At 48.5% G+C, this 25,297-nt stretch carries 20 protein-coding genes; 10 read left to right on the top strand and 10 right to left on the bottom strand.

Annotation, left to right across the window (positions count from 1 at the left end; genetic code table 11):
• Window positions 1-8: 8 nt before the first annotated feature.
• Window positions 9-791, bottom strand: coding sequence for a hypothetical protein (locus GWG06_RS02145; RefSeq protein WP_160711023.1), 783 nt, complete (start codon window positions 789-791; stop codon window positions 9-11).
• 206 nt (window positions 792-997) lie between these two features.
• Window positions 998-2,233, bottom strand: a complete 1,236-nt coding sequence (serA, locus tag GWG06_RS02140; protein ID WP_127044221.1) for a phosphoglycerate dehydrogenase — start codon at window positions 2,231-2,233, stop codon at window positions 998-1,000.
• A 321-nt stretch (window positions 2,234-2,554) separates the two neighbouring features.
• On the opposite strand from serA, the gene GWG06_RS02135 reads away from it, so the two are divergent.
• Window positions 2,555-3,766 carry a serine hydrolase domain-containing protein gene (locus tag GWG06_RS02135; RefSeq protein ID WP_235938084.1) on the top strand — a complete coding sequence of 404 codons (1,212 nt, stop codon included), beginning with the start codon at window positions 2,555-2,557 and terminating at the stop codon, window positions 3,764-3,766.
• A 121-nt stretch (window positions 3,767-3,887) separates the two neighbouring features.
• On the opposite strand, the gene GWG06_RS02130 is transcribed toward GWG06_RS02135, so the two are convergent.
• Window positions 3,888-4,871, bottom strand: coding sequence for a cation diffusion facilitator family transporter (locus GWG06_RS02130; protein ID WP_127044220.1), 984 nt, complete (start codon window positions 4,869-4,871; stop codon window positions 3,888-3,890).
• A 180-nt stretch (window positions 4,872-5,051) separates the two neighbouring features.
• On the opposite strand from GWG06_RS02130, the gene GWG06_RS02125 reads away from it, so the two are divergent.
• Together GWG06_RS02125 and GWG06_RS02120 are read left to right on the top strand one after the other, a co-directional pair.
• Window positions 5,052-5,651, top strand: coding sequence for an HD domain-containing protein (locus tag GWG06_RS02125; RefSeq protein ID WP_127044219.1), 600 nt, complete (start codon window positions 5,052-5,054; stop codon window positions 5,649-5,651).
• 48 nt (window positions 5,652-5,699) lie between these two features.
• A complete protein-coding gene (locus GWG06_RS02120; protein WP_160711022.1) occupies window positions 5,700-6,215 on the top strand; it encodes a hypothetical protein in 516 nt (171 codons plus the stop codon).
• 61 nt (window positions 6,216-6,276) lie between these two features.
• Here GWG06_RS02120 and infC read toward each other — a convergent pair whose 3' ends face one another.
• The 5 genes from infC to GWG06_RS02095 form a co-directional block, all read right to left on the bottom strand.
• Entirely contained in the window at window positions 6,277-6,966 is a 690-nt protein-coding gene (gene infC / locus GWG06_RS02115) for a translation initiation factor IF-3 (RefSeq protein ID WP_127044217.1), read from the bottom strand.
• Window positions 6,967-7,143: 177 nt separating this feature from the next.
• Window positions 7,144-9,075 (bottom strand): threonine--tRNA ligase, encoded by a 1,932-nt coding sequence (gene thrS, locus GWG06_RS02110; RefSeq protein ID WP_127044409.1) that lies wholly within the window; start codon window positions 9,073-9,075, stop codon window positions 7,144-7,146.
• A 473-nt stretch (window positions 9,076-9,548) separates the two neighbouring features.
• Window positions 9,549-10,460 carry a helix-turn-helix domain-containing protein gene (locus GWG06_RS02105; RefSeq protein WP_160711021.1) on the bottom strand — a complete coding sequence of 304 codons (912 nt, stop codon included), beginning with the start codon at window positions 10,458-10,460 and terminating at the stop codon, window positions 9,549-9,551.
• A 24-nt stretch (window positions 10,461-10,484) separates the two neighbouring features.
• Entirely contained in the window at window positions 10,485-11,204 is a 720-nt protein-coding gene (locus tag GWG06_RS02100) for an SDR family oxidoreductase (RefSeq protein WP_160711020.1), read from the bottom strand.
• 244 nt (window positions 11,205-11,448) lie between these two features.
• A complete protein-coding gene (locus tag GWG06_RS02095) occupies window positions 11,449-12,036 on the bottom strand; it encodes a DUF3347 domain-containing protein (protein ID WP_160711019.1) in 588 nt (195 codons plus the stop codon).
• Between the two features lie 237 nt (window positions 12,037-12,273).
• Between GWG06_RS02095 and GWG06_RS02090 the strand changes: the two genes are divergently transcribed.
• The 7 genes from GWG06_RS02090 (at window position 12,274) to GWG06_RS02060 (ending at window position 23,434) form a co-directional block, all read left to right on the top strand.
• Window positions 12,274-14,226, top strand: coding sequence for an ABC-F family ATP-binding cassette domain-containing protein (locus GWG06_RS02090; RefSeq protein ID WP_127042238.1), 1,953 nt, complete (start codon window positions 12,274-12,276; stop codon window positions 14,224-14,226).
• A gap of 69 nt (window positions 14,227-14,295) precedes the next feature.
• Window positions 14,296-14,982, top strand: coding sequence for a response regulator transcription factor (locus GWG06_RS02085; RefSeq protein WP_202182924.1), 687 nt, complete (start codon window positions 14,296-14,298; stop codon window positions 14,980-14,982).
• A gap of 6 nt (window positions 14,983-14,988) precedes the next feature.
• Window positions 14,989-16,359, top strand: a complete 1,371-nt coding sequence (locus GWG06_RS02080) for a sensor histidine kinase (protein ID WP_127042234.1) — start codon at window positions 14,989-14,991, stop codon at window positions 16,357-16,359.
• A 265-nt stretch (window positions 16,360-16,624) separates the two neighbouring features.
• Window positions 16,625-17,908 carry a TolC family protein gene (locus tag GWG06_RS02075; RefSeq protein ID WP_160711018.1) on the top strand — a complete coding sequence of 428 codons (1,284 nt, stop codon included), beginning with the start codon at window positions 16,625-16,627 and terminating at the stop codon, window positions 17,906-17,908.
• A 4-nt stretch (window positions 17,909-17,912) separates the two neighbouring features.
• Window positions 17,913-19,004 carry an efflux RND transporter periplasmic adaptor subunit gene (locus GWG06_RS02070; RefSeq protein ID WP_127042230.1) on the top strand — a complete coding sequence of 364 codons (1,092 nt, stop codon included), beginning with the start codon at window positions 17,913-17,915 and terminating at the stop codon, window positions 19,002-19,004.
• A gap of 8 nt (window positions 19,005-19,012) precedes the next feature.
• Window positions 19,013-20,326 (top strand): carbohydrate porin, encoded by a 1,314-nt coding sequence (locus tag GWG06_RS02065; RefSeq protein ID WP_160711017.1) that lies wholly within the window; start codon window positions 19,013-19,015, stop codon window positions 20,324-20,326.
• A 12-nt stretch (window positions 20,327-20,338) separates the two neighbouring features.
• Window positions 20,339-23,434: an efflux RND transporter permease subunit gene (locus GWG06_RS02060; protein ID WP_160711016.1), complete on the top strand. Its 3,096-nt coding sequence runs from the start codon at window positions 20,339-20,341 to the stop codon at window positions 23,432-23,434.
• 170 nt (window positions 23,435-23,604) lie between these two features.
• On the opposite strand, the gene trhO is transcribed toward GWG06_RS02060, so the two are convergent.
• Both trhO and GWG06_RS02050 read right to left on the bottom strand, forming a co-directional pair.
• Entirely contained in the window at window positions 23,605-24,618 is a 1,014-nt protein-coding gene (trhO, locus tag GWG06_RS02055) for an oxygen-dependent tRNA uridine(34) hydroxylase TrhO (protein WP_160711014.1), read from the bottom strand.
• 211 nt (window positions 24,619-24,829) lie between these two features.
• Window positions 24,830-25,210 (bottom strand): hypothetical protein, encoded by a 381-nt coding sequence (locus GWG06_RS02050; RefSeq protein ID WP_160711012.1) that lies wholly within the window; start codon window positions 25,208-25,210, stop codon window positions 24,830-24,832.
• Window positions 25,211-25,297 lie beyond the last annotated feature (87 nt).

Raw genomic sequence — 25,297 nt, 5'->3', positions numbered from 1 at the left:
TAATCAAATTACTGTGGAGTCGTAGCTAATACCTGTTTCGTCCAGAAATCTACGGAGAAGAACATCATCATATTCATCTGGTCAGCCTGATCGGGGCCACCACCCTGCCCTTGCGCGGCTTTGGCGGCTTTATCGCGTATGGCTTTTTCTTTCTCTCTGCGTTCAGCGGCACTGATAGCATTTACTTTGAAATGGTAAGCGATAGATTTATCGTAGCCGGCCGGAATGCCCAATACACTGAATGGTGCAGCCATTTCACATACCAGGTTACCTGCTCCGTCGAGCATGGCGGCAGTTCTGATACCGTACTGATTATTTACAGGAACGTTACCATCTGTTACACCGGTAAGTCCGTCTACCTTAATTTCCTTTACGCTTGCCAGCGTCTGTTTGCGCCATTCTTCCGTGAGGCGTTCCACGGATTCCTTCGGCACATCTGTAGGTGCGGATATTTCCGCGGCCAGCGGGAAGGTCACAGAAGCGCCGCCTTTCTTCTTACCGGAAGGGCTCACAGAAACCGTCAGGCCAGACTTCATGATCTTCAGCTGGCTGTATTTATCAGGTACGCTGACGATAATAAAAAGCGTGTCCTTGTTATTGGCGATGGTATAAAACAGTTTTGTATCGTTGTTATAAAACTGTAATGGTTTTGGCCATTCTGTAGCCAGTCCGTCAATTTTAATATTGGCCGGAGCCCACTTGTTGCTGTCGTCCTGTGCCTGTGCCCTTACCTGCAACAGCATGGCAGCTACCAATCCCACTCCTGCCAGGATCGCTTTTCTTTTATTCATGCGTTTATTAATTTCTGTTACATTGCAAGGATAACAAAAAGATTTAGAATTACGAATTACGAATTATGAATTACGAATGCAGAAGCGAAGATCTGAACGTAGATTAAAGGGGATAACAGTGAAATATTCCTTTAATCTACGTTCAGATCTTCGCTTCTGCATTCGTAATTCGCAATTCGTAATTTGTAATTCAAAAACGAACCCGATTAATAAAGCAACCTCGCTTTAATTGTATGATTTACATCTTTCAGGAGCGTCAGTGCTTCCTGCGACAGCTGCCTGTCTATGTCCAGTACCACGTAACCGATCTGGTCGTTGGTTTTGAGGTACTGACCAAGGATGTTGATTTTCTTTTCAGATAAGGCGGTATTGATGGCAGACAGTACGCCGGGTACGTTTTCATGCACGTGCAGGATACGGTGCGTGTTTTCGATGGGTGGTACGCTGATAGCCGGCACCGTGTGGGAACCAAAGCTGGCGCCCTTTTCCAGGTAGTTGAGCATTTTGCTGCTCACATCCAGACCGATGTTATGCTGCGCTTCCTCTGTGCTACCGCCGATGTGCGGGGTAAGGATCACGTTGGGCAATTGCTGCAGCGGCGTGCTGAAGGCAGCTCCGTTTTTTTCCGGTTCTACGGGGAATACGTCAATAGCAGCTCCGGACAGCTGTCCGCTTACCAGCGCATCCTTCAGCGCATCCAGATCTACCACTTCTCCTCTGGCATAGTTAATAAAGATAGCGCCCTTCTTTACGTAGGACAGTGTTTCCTTATTAATCATGTTAGCGGTTATTCTGGTAGAAGGCACGTGCAGGGAGATGATATCTGCCTGTTTAAACAGTTCTTCCAGTGTTTTCTGCTGTACGGCATTACCCAGCGGCAGTTTTGTTTCAGCATCGTAATAGATAACGTTCATGCCCATTCCTTCTGCGAGCACGCTTACCTGGCTTCCTATGTTTCCATATCCTACGATGCCCAGCGTTTTACCTCTCAGCTCATAGCTGCCGGTTGCTTCTTTCATCCATACGCCTTTGTGTGCAGCGGCATTTTTGTCCACAATACGGCGGATCAGGATGATAGATAACCCTATTACCAGCTCGGCAACAGAGCGGGTATTGGAATAGGGAGCGTTGAAAACAGCCACACCATGTGCCGTAGCTGATTTGAGGTCCACCTGGTTGGTGCCGATACAGAAGCAGCCGATAGCTTGCAGCTTCTTCGCAGCTTCCAGTACCTTAGCGGTAACCTGGGTTTTCGAACGGATGCCAAGCAGGTGCACGTCTTTGATTTCATTGATCAGATCAGCTTCGCTGAGCGCGCCCGTCAGCTTACGGACACTATATCCCGCCGATGTAAACTCTGCCACGGCAGCGTCGCTGATATTCTCCAACAATAAAATGCTGATCTTTTCCTTCGGATAACTTGTAGACTTAACCTGCGTCATAATATTATAAAGAATTATATGTATATCTCCGTATGGCAATTGGCTTAATAATTGCTGCTACGCGGGGGAAAAAACAAGGCACAAACCTACTTGATGTTCGGGAGAAATCAAATACTATCGCAACCAAATTCGATTTTAATTAAAAAAACGGGCTTCTCAAGGTGTTTTTTTAAATGTTTATTAAACATCAACGCTTAAAAATACATTAAAAGCAGTGGAGACACGGGCATTTATTTGGTATACACTGATAATCAGTATAATTTTAGCGCTTTGTATTTTTCAGAAAGAGAATCAGATTAAGTAAGCAGTGAAATACCTCTCATGAAGAGATTGAAAGCAGTCAGTATCATCTTAACGATAACAGGAGTCGCCATAGTAACCAGTTGCCAGAGCAACGCAGCACGTAAGGAAGCAAACAGAAAAAAAGCAGCAGCAGACAGCAGCTTATATACCCTGGGATTAACAGCCGCACAAAAAGACGCGATCCTGAAATCGCCCCGTACTGTGCAGCTACAGCGGGAACTCAGCAGCTTTTATTCCGGAAAACTGCTGCGCAGCGGATTTAACGGCGCCATTCTGGTAGCTAAAAAAGGCGTCATTATCTTTGAACAATATCATGGCTTTGAAAACTACCGGACCAAAACACCGGTAATAGACAGCTCCGCCTTCCAGCTGGCATCTGTGTCTAAAACCTTTACAGGCGCAGGTATTATGTGGCTCGTTCAGAAAGAACAACTCCACCTGGAAGATTCCATCCAGAAATTTTTTCCGGACTTCCCCTACAAGGGCGTCAACGTACGCATGCTGCTGAATCACCGCAGCGGCCTGCCCAACTACCTCTACTTCTGTGACAGCCTCTGGAAAGACCCATCCAGCTTCATTACCAACGAGGAGGTCATCAAACTGATGACTGCCCACAAACCACCCATCCAGCACCTGCCGGATACACACTTCCAGTACTGCAATACCAATTACCTCTTACTCGCTTCCATCATCGAAAAGGTAAGCGGACAAAAATACGCCGACTTCATGCAGCAGACCTTCTTTAAACCGCTGCAGATGGTCAATACATTCGTGTATAATCCCTCATCCGCCGGCAGGCCACACCAGACCCAAAGTCATAAGTACAACGGGCAGGCGGAACCGGACACCTATTTCGACGGCGTTATGGGCGACAAAGGCATTTACAGTACCGCCCGCGATATGCTCAAATGGGACCAGGCTCTCTATTCCGGTCAGCTACTGGACTCGGCCACCCTGAAGGCCGCCTACACACCCTACAGTCACGAAAAACCAGGCATCCGTAACTACGGCCTCGGCTGGAGACTTATGGTATACCCGGACAGCACCAAAAACATTGTTTACCACAACGGCTGGTGGCACGGCAACAACACCGTCTTCTACCGCTTCGTACAAGACACCACTACCCTCATCATACTCGGTAATAAATACAACCGTGGCATCTATCAGGCCGTAAAACCCATCCGGGAAATGCTTGGCCACGGAGATGGAGAAGAAGCAGGGGCGGAATAAAATTGCGAATTACGAATTGCGAATTACGAATGAGGAGCGAAGACATAAGCGAAGAAGTAAATTCTTTATCCGCTTATGTCTTCGCTCCTCATTCGTAATTCGCAATTCGTAATTCGCAATTTTATTCCGCCCCGTGTTTCCGGTTCGGCAACACATTATCTCTTGTCCAAACGATCTCCCCTGTAAACGGGTGGCTGCGGACGGGGCATGTTGCTTTCAGGCAGTAGTGGCAGCAGGCAGGAATGCAGGGGTCCATGTGAATGAAGAATTCTACTTCATGGCCCTTAAACTCTTTATTGACGAGCACTTCTACCCGTTTCATCTCATCATGCGCTTCACTCAGTTCCAGGTAATAAGGCATTGTGATGTGACAATCGATGTGGTAGTTGTTACCGTATTGCTGTACGCGGGTGTTATGTATATCTATCCAGTTGGGAACACGGTGTGCAGACAGAATTTCTATCAGCCTGTCTACTACTTTCATATCTGTTTCATCCATCAGGCCGGAGATGGAAGTGCGCATCAGCTGGTAGCCTTTCGCGAGGATGAGGATGCCCATCAGTACGGATACAGCGGGATCCAGCCAGTTCCAGCCGGTAAAGCGGATAACGCCCAGTGCAACGATCAGGCCCGCGCTGCTGTATACGTCTGTCATGATATGCTGCCCGTTACCGCTGATGGTGATAGAACCCAGCTGTTTTCCGGCACGCTGCAGGTACAGGCCCAGCAGCAGGTTAGCTACGGTGGTAGCTCCCAGCAACCACAAACCGCTGTCCATGCCATGCAATTCCCGCGGACTGATAAAATACTGTACCGCCTTGAACATAATCAGCACGCCCGCGAAAAATATCATGGCGCCTTCAAAACCGATAGAGAAAAATTCCACCTTGCCGTGCCCGTAAGGATGATTCGCATCTCTGGGCTTTCCGGAGAGATAGATGCTGTAGCTCGCAAATGCGCCGGCTACCACGTTGATAATAGATTCCATCGCGTCCGACAGGATGGCGACAGAGTGGGTTACATAATACGCGGCAAACTTGGCCAGTGTAAGTATAAAACTAACGACCAGCGACAGGAGGATGACGCGTAATTCTTTTTTCAGCAATGGTTCAGATTGAATTGTTCGGGTGACAAAGCACAAAGGTAAGGTTATTCCCGGATTGACTGCGGCCGGCAGCAGTAAAAATTAATATTGCCATAACACCCCTGTGCTGAACTTTTACGATATTAATATAATCTTCACAGCTGAAAAATTTTAATGTACTAACGTTAATATACACACGAAATGAATAACAGGGAAATCAGGGCGCAGCAGGTGGTAAATGACATCTTTGCATTGTATGACGAGCATGGACATCATGAATACGGAGAGAGTGTCACGATGCTGATGCATATGATGCAATCAGCACTGATAGCGGAACGCAGCGGTTTCAGTGATGAAATGATTCTGGCGGCATTTCTGCACGATATTGGTCATTTTTTTGAAGAAGAAACCCAGATGGAACATTACGGTACCCGCGCGCACGATAACCTGGGCAGCGCCTATCTCACTGCTGCAGGCTTCCCTCAGCGGATGGCGCAGCTGGTAGCCAGCCATGTTGCGGCAAAACGCTACCTCACCTTTTCTGACAGCGCCTATTACGATACCCTTTCGGAAGCCAGCAAGCAAACCCTCGCCTGGCAAGGTGGCCCCATGTCTGAAGAAGAAGCGGCTGCCTTCCGCAATGATCCGCTGTTCCAGCAATACATTCAGATCAGGATATGGGACGATATGGGCAAGGAAACAGATGTGCAGGTACGTCCCCAGGATATTACCCGGATGCGGGAAAAGACTTACGAATACCTGGTCCGCCACGGCAACCTCCCCGAAGATTCCGAGAAATAACCTGTACGCTTATACGGTATTTGCCAACTTCGTTTTAAATTGCCGTATATGGATATCCGGAATGCAATACTGAAAGAACACAGCAAAACCCAGGCGCAGCAGATCGCCAGATGGATCGGCAGAGATGCCAGGAAATTTGCGGAACTGATCGACCTGTTTCTTCATGATGAATACCGGGTGGTGCAACGCAGCGCCTGGATCATCAGCATGGTGGCAGAAAAATACCCGGCCCTCCTGGCGCCTCATCTGACTACTATGGTAACCAGGATGGAGGATCCGGCGCTGCCTTCTGCCGTAAAAAGAAATGTGCTGCGTGTACTGCAATTTATTCAGGTGCCGGAAGAACTGCATGGCCCGGTAATGAACGCCTGCTTTTCCTATCTGGAAGATCCGAAGGAAATGATTGCCATCAAAGCCTTTTCCATGACGGTCCTTGCCAACCTGGCGAAGGAATATCCGGAGATCAAAAATGAAATCAGGATACTGCTGGAAGACCTGTTGGAACACGAACCATCACCAGGCATCCGTTCCAGGGCTAAAAAAGTAATGAAGGAAATACAATAAAAAACGGCACAGCAAAGTAAACACTTTGCTGTGCCGCTGTTAATAAGATATGAGGACCAGATTAAGCCTGATCTTCAGGCTTGCCTTCAGTTACACGCGGTTCTTTCGGTTCTTTCGCGTCTTTCGGTTCGCGCTGCTCTCTCGGCTCTTTGGGTTCTTTCTCTTTCTTCTTCGCTGACTTAGGTGCGAAGATGGCGATCATACGCTTACCTTCCATGGTTGGCATACTTTCCAGGCCACCTACTTCTGCCAGTCTTTCTGCAAATTTCAGCAGAATCAATTCTCCGCGCTCTTTAAACATGATAGCACGGCCTTTGAACTGTACGTAGGTTTTCACCTTGTTGCCTTCTTTCAGGAAGTTCTCCGCATGTTTGGCCTTGAAGTCGAAGTCATGATCGTCGGTGTTGGGCGTAAAGCGGATTTCTTTTACTTCGCTTTTATGCGCCTTCGCCTTCATTTCCTTTTCCTTCTTCTTCTTCTCGTAAAGGAATTTATTGTAGTCGATGATACGGCAAACGGGGGGGACTGCATTTGGGGAAATTTCAACCAGGTCTAAACCCTGTTCTTCTGCCATGCGCAGCGCATCCTCAGTTTTGTAGACACCTACCTCAATATTTTCACCTACAAGTCTTACCTCAGGAACGCGTATCATCCTGTTGGTGCGATGTTCTTGTTGTTGTTCCCTGCGGAAGTTCGGGTTTCTGCCCCGGTTGTTGTTTCCGCCAAAATTTGGTCTGGGTCTTTGTTGCATTAAAAAATATAAGATTTATAAATTATTGTCCATAGTCCATGGTCCATATACCACTCATGGACCAAAAACAACTTATACAAATGTAAGGGGAAAATCTGCAGCAATTAACATACCTGATTTATAGAATGTTCATTGTTTTATATACTTTTTTTCCACATTTATAAAACACAGGCAGTATTAACTGCGGCTGGCTACTTCTTCATTTACCTGTCCGATGAATTGTTCCAGGGTCATGGTACCCAGGTCACCTTTAGCCTGACGGCGGACGGCCACAATGTTATCTGCTGCTTCTTTTTCTCCGAGGACCAGCATATATGGCACTTTTGCCAGTTCTGTATCACGGATCTTCTTACCTATCTTTTCACTTCTATCGTCAATCTCTGCGCGAATTTCCGCTTTTTTTAGCAATTCTGCCACTTTTTCTGCATAGGCCTGACTCTTGTCACTGATTGGCAGAATTTTTACCTGCGTAGGTGTCAGCCACAGGGGGAATTTACCACCGCAGTGTTCAATCAGCACGGCTATAAAACGCTCCAGTGAACCAAACGGTGCACGGTGAATCATTACCGGCCGGTGTTTCATGTTATCAGCGCCTATATATTCCAGCTCAAAGCGTTCCGGCAGGTTGTAATCCACCTGGATCGTTCCCAGCTGCCATTTACGGCCCAGGGCATCCTTCACCATGAAGTCCAGCTTAGGACCATAGAACGCAGCTTCGCCGTATTCTACCACGGTATTTAACCCTTTTTCCTGTGCGGATTCTATAATCGCCTGTTCTGCCAGGTTCCAGTTCTCTTCGTTACCGATATACTTGCTGCGGTCTTCCTGATCGCGCAGGGAGATCTGTGCGGTATATTCTGTAAAATCGAGGCTTTTGAACACATACATCACCAGGTCTATCACTTTCTGGAATTCTTCCTTCACCTGGTCCGGACGGCAGAAAAGATGCGCATCATCCTGAGTAAAGCCACGCACACGGGTCAGCCCATGCAGTTCACCATGCTGCTCGTAACGGTATACGGTACCGAATTCCGCAAAGCGCACCGGCAGGTCCTTGTAGGATTTGGGAGACGCTTTATACAGTTCGCAGTGATGCGGACAGTTCATCGGTTTCAGCATGAACTCCTCTCCTTCTTCCGGCGTGTGAATAGCCTGGAAGCTGTCCTTACCATATTTCTCGTAGTGACCGGAGGTAATATACAGGTTCTTGTTCCCGATATGCGGCGTTACTACCGGCAGATAACCGCTTGCCAGCTGGGCCTCCTGGAGGAAGCGTTGCAGGCGTTCGCGCAGCATGGCGCCTTTAGGAAGCCACATCGGTAAACCCAGTCCCACTTTTTCGGAGAAGGTAAACAGTTCCAGTTCCTTGCCCAGTTTCCGGTGATCGCGTTTCTTCGCCTCTTCCAGTAACGCCAGGTATTCATCCAGCTCTTTCTGGGTCGGGAAAGTGATACCATAGATGCGGGTCAGCATCTTATTGTTTTCATTACCACGCCAGTAAGCGCCTGCAATGTTGGTCAGCTTTATCGCCTTGATGAAACCGGTATTCGGGATATGCGGTCCGCGGCACAGGTCAGTAAAACCACCCTGTGTGTAGAAGGTAATGCTTCCGTCCTGCAGATCGTTAATCAGCTCCAGCTTGTACTCATCTCCTTTTTCCGTGAAATACTGTAAGGCATCTGCCTTACTCACTTCTTTGCGCAGGTACACACTATTCTGTTTGGACAGCTCCACCATTTTGGCCTCTATTTTACGGAGGTCTTCATCGGTGATAGGACGGCCGCCCAGATCAATATCGTAATAGAAACCATTTTCAATAGCAGGACCTATACCCAGTTTCACACCGGGATACAGCGCTTCCAGCGCTTCCGCCATAAGGTGAGCGGAAGAGTGCCACATCGTTGCTTTACCATCCGTATCACCCCAGGTCAGTAATTGCAGCGTAGCATCCGTTGTAACCGGGCGCGTAGCATCCACTACCTGCCCGTTAACTTTTGCGGCCAATACTTTGCGTGCCAATCCTTCGCTGATGGATTTGGCGATGTCTAAGGCAGTTACTCCTGATTCATACTGACGAACTGCTCCATCCGGTAAAGTGATATTTATCATACGTTTTGATGTTAGCACATAATTTTTTACATGCGCTATATTTCCTTTATAAAATGTTTGCGAAGTTAAGAAATAGTTTGTTAGCTTTTTGCTCAGCCCCCTTGTAATCAACGGATTTTAAAAATAATTCTTCCCACAGCGACGGGCTGACAGTTAAAAAGACCCCCAGCCGGGGATTTTGGATTTACGGATTTACGGATTTTGGAATTTAGGGATTTTAAAATGCAGCGAAGATCTTCGCGTAATTATCCGCTGCATTTTAAAATCCCTAAATTCCAAAATCCGTAAATCCATAAATCCCTCTCCCCTGGTTTCAAAAACCGAACCAGCGCCTTGGCAGGATTGTATCCTGACAATATTACCTGACAAAAGAATAAGAACCAGCGGGAAGGGTTAACATCTGATATAATTAATGAATATTACAAGCGAATATTACAGGCGGATGATGCCGGGAAAGAATCGCTGATGGCATCTCAGCAAAAAGATCGTCTGAATGCCAGGGGGGAAAAATCGGTCTTGGCCTTGAATAGCTTGCTGAAGGACTGCGAGTGCTCAAATCCCAGCTCATAGGCGATTTCGCTCACCGACAAGGTAGTGCCGGTTAATCTTTCCTTCGCCTTTTCAATCAGCTTTTCATGGATATGTTGCTGGGTGGTCAGTCCGGTAGAGACTTTCAGCAGGGAACTGAGATAATCCGGTGAAAGATTCAGTTGTTCAGCAACATAGTTTACGGTGGGCAGCCCTTCCTTGTGCGTATGCTCAAAATATTCATCCAGCAAGGCTTCCAGCCGTTCCAGGACCTGATGATTGCAGACCCCGCGCGTGATGAACTGCCGGTTGTAATAACGCTCGGCATAATTGAGTAACACTTCTATCTGTGAAACAATAATCTGCTGGCTGAATTTATCAATATTGGTATGATATTCCTGCCGGATACTATCGGCAATAGCGGTGACTGCTGTTTCTTCCTTTTCGGAAAGAAACAGTGCTTCCCGGACTGAATATCCGAAGTATTGGTATTTTCTGATATGCTTTGCCAGAGCGGTATTTCTGAAGAAATCAGGATGTACCAGCAGCATCCATCCTGATTTGTCCGGCGAGTCTTGCCTGGCTTCAATCCTGAATACCTGTCCGGGCGCTATGAAAAACATGGTTCCTTCATCAAAATCATATTCCTGCTGTCCGTATTTTATTTTGCCGTCCAGCCCGCGCTTCATCGCAATAAAATAAAAATCATAAGACCAGCTGAAATCATTGATCTCGTCCGAATGCCTGATATCGCTGTAGTCTATCAGGCTGATCAACGGATGCTCCGGCGCGGATAAGCCCCGGCTGCGGTGATATTCGGTAATGGATCTGATACGCTTTATATGGCTGTTGGTCATGCTTAAAATTTTTTGATGATGATATTACCAGGGTACTTCTCCTCCGTGCTGCAGGAATTTACCGGTCAGTGTCCGGTCGGCCGACATGGCCAGTTCCACAATCGGCTTTGCTCCTTCCTGAACCGTTTTAAAACCATGATGATGATTAAGGTCAGTGGCTGTATAGCCAGGTGTAACGCTGTTCACCACTATATTGTGCTGACGCAGCTCGTTGGCCAGCATAACAGTCAGCGCATTTAAGGCAGTCTTGGAAGCCGCGTAGGCGGAGTAGTTCGCCCAGTTGGGTTTTCTGTCTGCCGCCATGTTCATGGCCAGGGAGCCTACTTCACTGGATACGTTTATGATCGACGGAGCCGGAGATTGCTGCAGCAACGGTAACATGATCTGTATAGTCTGCAGTGCTCCGAAGAAATTCGTTTCAAACAGATCGCGCACAGTTTTCATAGTGCCGGCAGCTAACTGCTGCTGTTCTCCGGCGATGCCGGCATTATTAATCAACACATCCAGTGTACCGGACTGGCGTTCCAGTACTGTCTTTGCCTTCCTGACAGACTCCGGGTCGGTTACATCCAGCGCAATGGCCGCCACACTGGCCAGCCCGGCAGCTTTCAGCTCGTCCGCCGCCTTTTGTCCGTTAACAATATTTCTGCTGCCGATATAAACAAAATTTCCCAGTGCAGCCAGTTGCCGGGCTGTTTCAAGGCCAATGCCCTTGTTCGCGCCTGTAATCAGCACAGTTCTCATAAAACTCAACGTTAAAATTAAGAAAATACAACATCGGGTTCATCATGAATCCGGTACAAATATCCTCCTGTTCAGGCGCGCGGCTGTAGCCGGATCCGTTTTGTTTGTAGTCAAAACCGGGGGTAAGTCAATAATTGCTGAACAAAGGCTAAATGCCGGAAGAGCGGCGGTGGCGGGTAATGGGGCAGATACGGGGCAACGGGCAGCAGCAGCCAAAGCCGTCACTGCCCGCATGCTTCCGCAATTATTTATACATCAGCGTATCTTTTGTTTCTCCGCAGTGGAGCATTTTATCACCGAAATAGGGATTCAGTATTGCTGCGCTGTCGCTCAGCCAGTAAGCGCCTTTATCATCAAAGGCCATGGGGCAGTACTGATGATAGATTGTCTTGCCTTTCAGGCCGGTATTTTTCACCAGGTCATACAACATATCTGATACCATCTGAAAGGAAGCGCGTTTTCCTTCCAGGTCCTTCTCCCCTGCAAACCCGGTCAGCTCTGCGCTGATGCTGCCAGTGGTGCCGGTGATATTGGACAGGTGCACGCTGTCCATCTGCAAGGTATATACCGGTAAGCTGTCTACATGCAGCTTCAACACTGCCGCCGCTGCATTGGCTGCGCTGCTGTCAGCCTTTACCAGTGCGCCGGACAGGGTATAATAGGATTGCATGGTTTGCTGCAGGGAGTCATAAAACACCTGGCTGTAGGGCGCCTGCAGCGCTGTTGCTGCAGGTGCCGCGGTGGTGTTCTCCGCGGGAGCAGACGAATTACAGGCAAATAGTGCTGCTGCCAGCAATATGATTCCTACGGGTACGCATACTTTAAAATTCATAGACAATAACTTTGTTGAACATAGAACGACAAATGTAATCATTTACCAATTTCATCCTTCCAATTTATAAATGTGCATGTTATATGCATCTATCTAAACAAATAAAAACAACAAAACACATATAAATACCAAACAATCAAATAAATAAATATTAAAATAATACAAAGGGGAGTTATTCATTAAAATGACGTAAATACTGGTTACCTTTGCACGTTTTTTATCCAATTTTTCTATTTTATGTTGATCGCATTACAGGACATTACGTTTGAATTTGGGTCCAGGGTTATTCTTGAAGATTCATCCTGGCATATTGAGCCGGGTGACCGGGTAGGTCTTATCGGACTGAATGGCACCGGCAAGTCCACCCTGCTGCGCATTATCAATGGCGAATATTCTATTTCAAAAGGAAGTATCAATAAAAGCAAAAATCTGACGATAGGTTTCTTCAACCAGGACCTGCTCAGCTTTGAAACAGATGACTCTATCCTCACCGTAGGCATGATGGCCTTTGGTAAAGCATTGGAACTGGAAAAGGAAATTGACCGCCTGACCAGGGAACTGGAGCACAGCCAGACAGACGAGCTGCTGCACCAGTTCAGCGACGCGCTGCATGAATTTGAAGCGCTGGACGGTTATAACATGAAACACAAAACGGCTCAGGTACTGGAAGGCCTCGGCTTCACCACCGCCGACCTGGACAGGCCCTACAGCCAGTTCTCCGGAGGATGGCGTATGCGCGTACTCCTTGCCCGCCTTATCCTCCAGCAGCCGGATGTACTTATGCTCGATGAGCCTACCAACCACCTTGACCTCCCCTCCATTGAGTGGCTGGAAAAATACCTGGTTGGTTACAACGGCGCTGTCATCATCGTTTCGCATGACCGCTACTTCCTGGACCGCATGGTGAACAGGATTGTGGAAGTTTACCAGCAGCAGCTGCATCACTATGCCGGCTCGTATGCCGACTATGAAGTAGAAAAGGAACTGCGCCGGGAAATGCAGCAACGCGCCTACGAAAACCAGCAGGATTATATCCGCCAGCAGGAACGCTTCATCGAACGCTTTAAGGCGAAAGCCTCCAAAGCCGCGCAGGCACAGAGTATCGCGAAGCGGCTCGACAAGCTGGAACGCGTGGAGCAGGTGGATAATGGCCCGTCTAAAATCAAGATTAACTTTACCGTAGATAAAACGCCCGGCAAAATTTTATGCACGCTGAATAACATCAGCAAGAGCTATGGCGACATCAGCATTCTGAAAAATACCAGCGCAGAGATCAACCGCGGCGATAAAATAGCGCTCATCGGCGCCAACGGTAAAGGTAAGTCTACCCTGCTCCGTATCATCTTCGGTATGGAATCCCTGGAAGGCGAACGCGTACCGGGCCATAACGTTGTCACCAGTTTCTACGCCCAGCACCAGCTGGAGTCGCTGGATCTGAACAGCGAAATCCTCGATGAGCTGAAGAACTTCGGCAGCGGCCGCACCGAGCTGGAACTGCGTCAGCTCCTGGGATGTTTCCTCTTCACCGGCGATGACGTCTTCAAAAAAATACGTATCCTCTCCGGAGGTGAAAAAGCCAGGGTGGCACTCGCCAAAACCATCATTAGCCAGGCGAACTTCCTGATGCTCGATGAGCCGACGAACCACCTGGATATGAACTCCGTGCAGATGCTGATAGATGCACTGAACAAATACGACGGCAGCCTTGTACTCGTATCGCATGACCGTTACTTTGTGAGCCAGACTGCCAACAAGATATGGGAGATCATCGACGGCGAAATCAAGGAGTTTAAAGGCACCTACACCGAATATGAAGAGTGGAAAAAGAGAATGGCAGCCAACGCAGCACAACCGGTAAAGGCGGTGAGCGAAAGCAAAAAAGAAAATAAACAGCAGGCACCGGCTCCCGAAGCTAAAGGCGCCGGCGCTATCAATAAAGATGTACAGCGCGAACTGCAGAAACAACAGAAACAGTTTTCGCAGGTAGAAGGACAGGTAGCCAGCCTGAAAGAGCGCAAGGCCAGCCTGGAAGCCAGTCTGGGTACCCCTGACACCTATAACGACAAAACAAAATTTGCCCAGGTGGAAAGTGAATACCAGGACGTACTGAAATTCCTGGAAAGAGCTGAACAGCAATATGAGCAGCTGTTTGAAAAAATAATGCAGCTGGAAGCAAATCTTATTAGTTAATTTGATGCTGCTACCGGACCTCCGCTCCCGCCGGACGGAGGCCCGGTATCCCCCTAAAAAACCATGTCTATGCAAAAGATTCTGGTTGTTGAAGATGAAGTTAAAGTAGCCAATGCGGTAAAGAAAGGCCTGGAAGAAAACGGCTTCGATGTGGAAGTAGCCTACGACGGGCGTATGGGCAAAAGCCTGGCTACCAGTAACCAGTACGACCTGGTCATACTGGATCTCAACCTGCCGCATAACAACGGATATGAAATATGCGAAGTAATCCGGCATAAGAACAACCGCGTGCCAGTGATTATGCTGACCGCCCTCGGCGGTGTGGAAGATAAAATGCAGGCTTTTGAACTGGGGGCAGATGACTACCTGGTGAAACCCTTCGATTTCCGTGAGCTGCTGGCCCGCATCCGCGTATTCCTCAAACGCGCCGGCACCGAAACACCACACAGTACTCAATACAAAATCAGTATCGCCGACCTGGAAATTGACCGGGAGAAAAAAGAAGTGACCCGCGGCGGTAAAAAGATTGCGCTCACCGCAAAGGAATACCAGCTGCTGGACTTTCTGGCACTGCATAAGGGAAAGGTGATCTCCAAACTCACGATCGCGGAAAAAGTCTGGGATATCGACTTTGATACAGGCACCAATGTTATCGAGGTATACATGAATTTCCTCCGCAAGAAAATAGACAAGGATTTTGAGCAGAAGCTGCTGCATACCAAAACAGGTATGGGATATTATCTGTCTGAAGAATAAGCCGGCTTGAAGATCAAATATAAAATAGCGCTGTATTATACGCTGTCAGCTTCTCTCCTGCTGATAGCCTTTGCTGTGCTGGCCTATTATTTCTCTGCCAAATCGCGCAAGGCTGAATACCTGGAAAGGCTGGAATACCGCGCCAGGTCCATCGCCAACGTGATAATAGAAGATGGCCACGTGAAAGTGGATCTTCTCCGCAAGCTGGACCGGACAACGTTTCAGGACCTCTACAAAGAAACGATCCTCGTTTATAATCCCAACTACGACCTGCTGTACAGCAACCTGAAAGATACTACCATCCGCACGCATCGCAGCCTGCTGGACTATATCAAGCAGAATAAGCTATACAGCTCCGACAAGGGCAATGATGAAGTAGTAGGCGTTTACTACACGGAAGGCGAAGTTTCCGTCATGGTAATTGTTTCCTCATTCGACAAGTACGGCTTTCAGAACCTGCAGAACCTGCGCCAGATCCTGCTCCTGGAGCTGCTCACCGCCGTTATCGTGCTGGTGGGTGTAGGTTACTTCTTTGCCCGTAAAATGGTGCAGCCGATAGACCAGCTTGTGCAGCAGGTAGACAGCATCAACGCCAACAATCTCCAGGATACACAGGTAGCCATCAAAGGGAAAGATGAAATAGCCAAGCTGGGCGCCAACTTCAACACGATGCTGCAACGTCTCAGCGAGTCCTTCGATCTGCAGAAGAGTTTTGTCAGCAATGCCTCCCATGAATTGCGCACTCCCCTGGCCGCTATCATCAGCCAGCTGCAGGTAACGCTTTCCAAAGAAAGGACTAAGGAAGAATATCATGCCCTGCTGGTATCTGTTCTGGAAGATGCGGAAAACCTCTCCGACCTCTCCAACGGCCTGCTGCAACTGGCGCAGTCTGAACTCCGGCAGCAGCAGTTTGTCTTCAGCGAAGTACGTATCGATGAACTGCTCATGGATATGGCCAACCTCATCCACCTGAAACATAAGACCAACAGTAAAGTAGATATTCATTTCATCAAGGTGCCGGAAAACGATATGCTCGTTACCTGCTTCGGCAATGAGAGCCTGCTGAAAGTGCTCTTCCTGAACCTGATCGATAATGCCTGCAAATTCTCCACAGACAATACCGTTCACGTATCTATCGATTTCTTCACCCAGTACATTACCGTACAAATCAGGAACAACGGGCCACTCATCCCTCCCGGTGAATTCAACAGAATATTTGAACCCTTCTACCGTGGCGAAAATGCCCACCAGACAAGAGGCCACGGCCTCGGCCTTTCCATCTGCAAAAAAATAGTACAGATCCACAACGGCCACATCACAGTAGGGTCTACTCCTGACGAGGGCACTACGTTTACGGTGATTCTTCCCCACTTGTAATATCTGAGATTTTTTTATTTAGTTATTTGAGATGTAGAACACAGCGAAGACCAGGCCCGTATCGGGATTTTGTTATTTCGTTATTTGGTTATTTGAGATGTATCTCCCTTAAAAATCTCCCCACAAATTCTCCGCCGCATGGCAAATCTCAAATAACCAAATAACCAAATAATCACATCTCAAATGAATTTTAATTTCTTTTTAATCTGCCTTAAAGCCCCCTTTAATCTGGCTTGGTGAGCTTTGTGTCATGAAATTTGGCATTATGCGAACTATGACGACACTGATCGTATCAGTATGCGTTGCAGGCCTGGGCTTTATTCAACCTATACAGGCACAATCTCCCTCCAAGACGGCAGTTACACTGCAGGCTGTAGAAGACTCCTTTCTGGTCAGGAATTATATGCTGCTGGCACAACGCTATCAGATTGATGCATCCAAGGCGCTGGTGCGTCAGGCGAAGATGTGGAATAATCCCAGCTTCAGCGCTGTATTTGGTTTTGGCAGTACCAACAGGATCATGCCGTTCAACCTGGCGGGGAAAGGCGGAGAAGTACAATATAGTATTGACCAGCTGATTCAACTGGCAGGCAAAAGAAATAAGAATGTAAGACTGGCTGCGGCGGCTACCCGCATGAGCGAGGCTACCTTCGATGAGCTGGCACGCACGCTGCGCCTGCAATTACGCGAGAACTTCTACAATATATATTATCTCCAGCAGTCAGAAAAAGTATTGAAAGCACAGCTGGGAAACCTGCAGCGGATTGTAGATGCCTATGTTACGGCAGATAAAAAAGGAAGTGTTGCACATGCAGATCTGATCAGGCTGCAGGCCCTGCAGGTAGGCATTGAGAACGATTATGCCGATCTCAAACAACAGGAACTGGAAGCTCAGAAAAATTTACAGCAGATACTCCATACCGGTGATTTCTATGAGGCCACGATAGCAGCGGCAGATCTGGCCCGGTATAAACTTGAGAACCTGCAACTACCGCAATTGCTGGACAGCGTAGCGAAAAACCGCCCGGATGTACGGATTGCCGGCATTGAATACCAGACGGCGGAACTGAACTACCGGCTGCAGAAAGCTATGGCAGTACCAGACCTGCACCTTGGCGGCACCTACGACAAAGAAGGCAGTAACATAGACAGGTTCCTGGGGCTGACCGTAGGCATAGACCTGCCCGTATGGAACCGCAATCAGGGAAACATCAAGGCTGCGCAGCTGCAGATAGGTGCGGAGAAACAGCAGCTACAGCAACAGCAGTCCATCGCACAAACTGAAGTATTAAATGCATGGCAGCGGATTACAGCGCTGGAAAAGCGTTACAAAAGTTTCGACCTGGATATGTTCAGGGGTGAGTTTGATACCCTCATCGCAGAAGTAGCCAAAAATTTCAGCAAGGGCAACATCTCTCTCCTGCAGTTTATCGATTACTTCAACAGCTACAGTGATAACGCTAAAAATATTAACAAGTTCCTCTCCAACCGGGTAAACGCCTATGAAGAACTCAATTATGCAACAGGTCAAGAATTATTTAAAAACTAAGCACATGAAACAGCCCATTTTATTCGTTGGCTTTTCGCTGCTGGCGGCATTTATATGGAGTGGTTGCAATCACAGCCAGGCAGAAGATTCAGAAAAGAGCACTTTCGTTCTCAGCGATACCATGCTGAAAAATATCCGTATAGACACCGCGCATATGCAGCCGGTCATCAACGAAGTGCGCCTGTCAGGCAAGGTAGCGCCCAATGGTGGTAAGGTATTGAAGGTATACCCGCTGGTGAGCGGATATGTGGAAGACATTAAAGTACAGCTGGGCGACTACGTACAGAAAGGTCAGGTACTGGCCGTTATCCATAGCGCCGAGATTGCCGATTATGAGAAACAGCTGGCGCAGGCCCGCTCTGAACGCGGCGTGGCGGAAAAGAACCTGAAAGTGGCACAAGACCTGTATGACAGCCGCCTGAGCACGGAGAAAGATGTAGTAAACGCCAAGGGAGAAGTGCAGAAAAATGATGCGGAAATCAACCGCCTGAATGACCTGTTTAAAATATACAAGAAAGGTAAAGGCGCCACCTACCTCGTTACGGCTCCCATCTCCGGCTATATCATCGAGAAAAACATCAACAACAGCATGGAAATCCGTACGGATAACAGCGCCAACATCTTTACCATTTCGGAACTGGATGATGTGTGGGTGATGGCGAATGTTTTTGAAACAGATATAGCCAAAATCAAAGAAGGATATGAAGCTGATGTGGTAACGGTGAGCTACCCCGATCAGCCCTTCCATGGCAAGATTGATAAGATCTACAACTTCCTGGACCCCGCTACCAAAACCATGCAGGTACGCATCAGCATCGATAATAAAAATATGCTGCTGAAACCTGAAATGTTTGCTACGGTATATGTCAAATATGCAGATCAGCATGAGCAGGTTGCCGTGCCTTCTGCGGCTGTCATCTTTGATAACAGCAAGAATTATGTACTGGTGTTCAAAGATAAATTCAACATCGCGGTAAGACAGGTGGAAGTAGACAAAGCTACCGGCGACCTTACCTATCTCCGCTCCGGCCTGCAGCCCGATGAGAAGGTGATCTCCAAAAACCAGCTGCTGATCTATGATGCATTAAAAGATTAGGCACATCCATGAAGCAACTGCTATCATCTATAGGAATCATTACACTGTGTGCCGGCAAAGCGCTGGGGCAGGATAAAAAGCGGGATACCATCCCCTGGTCCTTCCACTTCCAGCAAACGCTGGTTACACAATGGCATCCTGACTTTTCAGCAAAGTACACCGGTCCCAACAGCTTCCGGACACATGAAGAAGGTAAAACCTCCATTACCAGCACGATATACGCAGGTATACGTCCGCTGAAAAACCTGGAATTATATATCAACCCGGAACTCGCTGGTGGCGAAGGTCTCAGCCACGCTACCGGCATTGCGGGTTTCCCTAACGGAGAAACCTTCCGCGTAGGCGATCCCAAGCCTAAAATTTACCTGGCAAGGGCATACGCCGTATATACGTTACCGTTATCACGCAGCGTTACGCCCGACGATGATGACCTGAACAATGTAGCCGGCCTGACGCCCACGCATTACCTGCGCTTCATCGGCGGTAAATATTGCCTGGCGGACTTCTTCGACCAGAATGAATACAGTCATGACCCGCGTACCCAGTTCCTGAACTGGTCGCTCATGAGCAATGCCGCCTGGGACTACCCTGCCGATGTACGCGGTTATACCATGGCTTTCACCATTCAGTACAAAAAAGATAACTGGATGGTGCAGGCAGCCACCTCGCTGGAGCCGCTGGAAGCCAACGGCCCCAGGCTGAACTGGCATTATGGACAATCAAACGGCCAGGTGCTGGAAGTAACGCATACGCATACACTCCGTAAACGGGAAGGTAATATCCGGCTGATGGCATTCCTCAACCAGGCGCCTATGGGCAGCTACCGTGAGGCGTTGCACATGGCCAAAGATACGCCGGACATCACGGCAGTAAGGAGCAACGGGCGTACCAAATATGGTTTCGGTATCAATATGGACCAGGAAATAACAGCTGATGGCGGCATCTTCCTGAAAGCATCCTGGAACGACGGGCATCATGAAACATGGGCTTACACCGAAATAGACCAGTCGCTCAGCGCCGGCTGGCTGCAGGGCGGTAAAGCCTGGCGCCGCGCACAGGATAATGCCGGCATCGCCCTGGTGGTAAACGGTATCTCTGCAGATCACCGGCATTACCTGGCCGCAGGCGGTACCGGATTCATGATCGGCGACGGGCAGCTGAACTACGCACCGGAAATGATTGCCGAAGTTTTCTATCAATGTAATATCACCAGGCTGCATATTGCTTTAAGTCCTGATTACCAGTTTGTGCTGCATCCCGCGTATAACCGGGACCGCGGACCGGTAAGCATCGTAGGATTAAGAACCAGAGTGGCTTTCTAAAGAACAGGAGTTATGAATAAATTCATCAGAAATATTGTAGCTTTTTCGCTCAAAAACAAACTGTTTGTTTTCATCAGCGTAGCCACGCTGATTGTAGCAGGCGTGTTCTCGTTTTTACATACGCCCATCGAGGCATTCCCCGATGTCACCAATACACAGATTGTCATCGTTACCAAATGGAACGGCCGCAGCGCCCAGGAAGTAGAACGTTTTGTGACGCTTCCCATTGAAGTATCGATGAACGCCGTACAACGCAAGACCAGCGTACGCTCTGTGACTATGTTCGGATTGTCTGTGGTGAAAATCATGTTTGAAGATGATGTAGAAGATTTCTTCGCACGGCAGCAGGTCAATAACATGCTCACCAGTATCAACCTGCCGGAAGGCGCAGATCCTGAAGTACAGCCGCCCTACGGCCCTACCGGTGAGATCTTCCGCTATTATCTCAGGAGCAATAAACGCGATTCCCGCGAACTGCTTACCTGGCAGAACTGGGTGATAGACCGGCAGATCCGCAGTGTGCCCGGCGTGGCAGACGTAGTCGCCTTCGGCGGTCAGGAGAAAATTTATGAGATCTCTGCCGACCCGGTACGGCTGGCAAAATACGATATTACCCCGCTGGAACTCTACCAGGCTGTTACCAAAAGTAATGTCAATGTAGGCGGTGATGTCATTGAGAAAAACGGCCAGGCTTATGTAGTTCGTGGAATTGGTCTGCTGAACAGCATCTCCGACATTCAGAATATCATTATCCAGAATATTAATGGCGTGCCGCTCCTGGTAAAGGATCTGGCGAATGTACATGAATCATCCGCACCGCGAGTAGGCCAGGTAGGACTGGATAAACAGGACGACCTCGTAGAAGGTATTGTGGTAATGCGCAAAGGCGAAAACCCATCGGAAGTATTGATACGCCTGAAAGACAAGCTGAAGGAACTGAATGAAACCGTGCTGCCCGACGACATCAAAATGGAAACCTTCTATGACCGTGATAACCTGATGCGTTTCTGTACCCATACCGTGATGCACAACCTGGCCGAAGGTATCATCTTCGTAACAGTAATTGTATTCCTGTTCATGGCCGACTGGCGCACCACCGTCATTGTATCTATCATTATCCCGCTGGCACTCCTGTTTGCGTTCATGTGCCTTCGTATGAAAGGCATGAGCGCCAACCTGCTTTCCATGGGCGCCATCGACTTCGGTATTATCATTGACGGGGCCGTAGTGATGGTAGAAGGTATCTTCGTGATGCTGGATCATAAGGCCCATAAATACGGGATGGAGCGGTTCAACAAGATGGCCAAGCTCGGATGGATCAAGCAGACAGGCGGGGATCTGGCTAAAGCTATTTTCTTCTCCAAACTCATCATCATCATATCGCTGGTGCCTATTTTCTCTTTCCAGAAGGTAGAAGGCAAAATGTTCTCTCCGCTGGCCTGGACACTGGGCTTTGCGCTGATGGGCGCATTGCTGTTCACACTCACGCTGGTGCCGGTGCTCTGTTCTATCCTGCTGAATAAAAATGTAAAAGAGAAGAATAACTTCATCGTTAATTTCTTTGACAGGATTGTCACCAGAGGTTTTGGCTGGACCTACCGTAACAAGCGGCTGAGTATTATGCTGGCACTGGCTTTCATGGTGCTGACTTTCCTCTCTGCCAAATTTCTGGGAACAGAATTTCTGCCGCAGCTCAATGAAGGCTCCCTGTGGGTGACCACCGAATTGCCGATGAGCATGTCGCTCACAGAAAGTACGAAGATGGCGCACAATATCCGTCAGGATCTTGGCGGCTTCCCTGAGGTAAAGCGTGTACTGTCTCAGGTAGGCCGCTCCAATGACGGTACGGACCCCAATGGTTTTTACTTTATACAGTATCAGGTAGACCTGGCGCCCAAAGATGAGTGGAAACGCGGCATTACGCAGGATGAACTGATTTCACAGATGGAACAGCGGCTGCGTAAGTATCCGGGCATTATTCTCAACTTCTCCCAGCCTATCAGCGATAACGTATCTGAAGCGGTTGCCGGTTTCAAGGCCGCCAATGGTGTGAAGATCTATGGTGCGGACCTGGTGCAGCTGGAATCCCTGTCCCAGCAAGTGATTGCGCAGTTAAAAACAGTGCAGGGCATCAAGGATCTCGGCGTTATCCGGAATATAGGTCAGCCTGAGATGAGTATTAATCTGGATGATAACAAGATGGCGCAGTACGGCGTATCCACCGGGGATGCGCAGGCTGTGATAGAAATGGCTATCGGCGGTAAAACCGCTACCCAGCTTTATGAAGGAGAAAAGAAATTCGATATCCGTATCCGTTATGACGAGAACTACCGCAAAACGGAGGAAGACCTTGCCAACCTGATGGTACCTACCATCAACAATAACAAGGTACCGCTGAAAGAGATCGCCGAAATCAAGACTATTACCGGTCCGGCGTTTATCTACCGTGATCTCAACAAACGGTTTATCGGCGTGAAGTTTTCTGTGCGGGACCGTGACCTCGGTTCCACCATTGCAGAGGCACAGCAGAAAATCAACAAGGTGATTAAATTACCGAAAGGCTACAACATAGGCTGGACAGGTGAATTTGAAAACCAGGTGCGGGCCACTCAGCGGCTGGGACAGGTAGTACCGATCAGTATCATTGCCATTTTCATGGTACTGTTTATTATGCTGGGCAACGTAAAGGATGCCGGGCTGGTGCTCATGAACGTACCCTTTGCGCTGATCGGAGGTATACTGGCGCTGCATGTTACCGGTATGAACTTCGGTATCTCTGCCGGTGTAGGTTTCATTGCGCTGTTTGGTATATGTATTCAGAACGGGGTAATCCTTATTTCTGTCTTCCATAAGAATTTACAACAGAAGCTCAGTCTGAATGAATCCATCAGACTCGGTGTACAGTCGCGTACGCGCCCGGTGGTGATGACAGCGTTGATGGCGGCTATTGGTCTGGTGCCGGCGGCATTGTCGCACGGGATCGGATCTGAAACGCAGAAGCCATTGGCCATTGTGGTGATTGGCGGGTTGATTACCGCAACCGTACTGACGTTACTGGTATTCCCGATCATATTCTACGGAGCCTACCGGAAGGCTTTCAACAGTTAGTTGGAGGCCACTGAAAGCTATCAGTCTGCCAGTCAGGCTGACAGCTTTTAGTTCGCATATAGGTTGATAGAATGGTTATAGAAAAAGTAAAGGCCGGCTATGGCCGGCCCCCACTGATTTTATAATCTCTACTCCGCCCTGCCGAGAAGAAACAACGCGGGGCGGATTTTTTATTTTCTTCGTCTGCGGGACTTATTAAACATCAGTCCTTTTTCCACGCCTTTACGTAAGCTGGCTCTTTCTTCTTCCGGCAGCCGGTTCACCTCTTTACAGGCATCGCTGCAGCAACCTTCATATTGGCGGGCGCAGGATTCGCACTGGATGAACAACAGGTGGCAGCCATCATTGAGGCAGTTGGTATGGGTATCGCAGGGTGCGCCGCATTGGTGGCACTGGCTGATGATGTCTTCACTGATACGTTCGCCGAGGCGGTCGTCGAATACGAAGTTCTTACCTTTAAATTTCAGTGGTAACCCCTGCTGGCGGGCCTTGTTGGTATATTCAATGATACCGCCTTCCAGGTGAAACACATTTTTGAAGCCATTATGCAGCATGTAGGCAGATGCTTTCTCACAGCGGATACCGCCGGTGCAATACATAATGATGTTTTTGTCTTTCTGATCTTTCAGCATATCCACAGCCATCGGGAGCTGATCGCGGAAAGTGTCGGAAGGCACTTCGATAGCGCCTTCAAAATGACCCACTTCAAATTCGTAGTGGTTGCGCATGTCTACAATTACGGTATCCGGATCGTCGGTCAGCTCGTTGAAGTGCTTTGCGTCTACGTATTTGCCGCGGTTAGCCATATCGAAGGTGGGATCATCGATGCCGTCAGCCACAATTTTCTCCCGTACTTTAATTTTCAGTACAAAGAAGGATTTACCATCGTCATCGACTGCAACGTTGAGGCGGATGCCATGCAGGAAGCTGATGGCGTAGAGCGTATCCCGGAAAGCATCGAAGTTGTTTTCAGGCACGCTGATCTGTGCATTGATACCTTCATGGGCCACGTAGATACGTCCGAATACATTCAGTTGGAAAAGGGAAGCGTACAGCTGATCACGGAAAGCCTGCGGGTCTTCAATTTTTGCGTACTGGTAGAAGGAGACCGTCACGCGTTTAAATGTTTCCAGGGCCAGCTTCTTTTTAAGCTCGGCCGCAGATACTCTGTTGTGTAATGCCATGTGTTTGAAATTTTAAGGACACCTGCGTCGTGAACAAAATTTCAATCAATGCCCTACTGTAAAGGGCTTAGATCGATTAAAAGTAATTTACACCTTCATTTTTGATGAAGGACCGCAAAGGTAACCATTTTTACGCTTTCTCCGGGTTGTTTTCTGAAGAAGTTGTAAATGAGCAGGCACTAACACATACAAACTAATTAAAATACAAATTTCAGCCTCCGTGCTGCCAGCAATAACCTCCTCCCCTGACGTGCCGCCGGCAGGTGCCGCCTTTCCTGGTAGGGTGGCCGCAGGTGCCGTTGCTGAAAGAGGTATTGCTGCCTGAAAAACTTTGCCGGACAGGCTCCGTGGCGGCGGTCCCTTTGTTGCCCCTGCCTTTTACCCGGTCTGCTTCTTCAGATGCATATATCCAGGTGCCATTGTCAAATACTACTATCTTTTTTCCGTCAGTAAGTGTCAGACTGGCCAGCGGTATACGGTTCGTGGTATCAACCAGGATGTGGTTTTCCGGTATAACCGCCTGTGAAGGCGCGTTTACATGCTCGCAGGCATACAGCAGCCATGCCAGCACAGCTAATACAGGTATTTTCATAACTCCGTTTTTAAAAGTTACCTGAGGATACGATATAAAGCTGAGGTGTTTTTCCGGGAAACCGGATTATGTACCGGGTGCAGACAG

This window comes from Chitinophaga solisilvae (assembly GCF_009928525.1).
GTDB lineage: Bacteria > Bacteroidota > Bacteroidia > Chitinophagales > Chitinophagaceae > Chitinophaga > Chitinophaga solisilvae.
The sequence above is the reverse complement of the archived record's forward strand: the minus strand, read 5'-3'. Positions and strand labels throughout refer to the sequence as shown.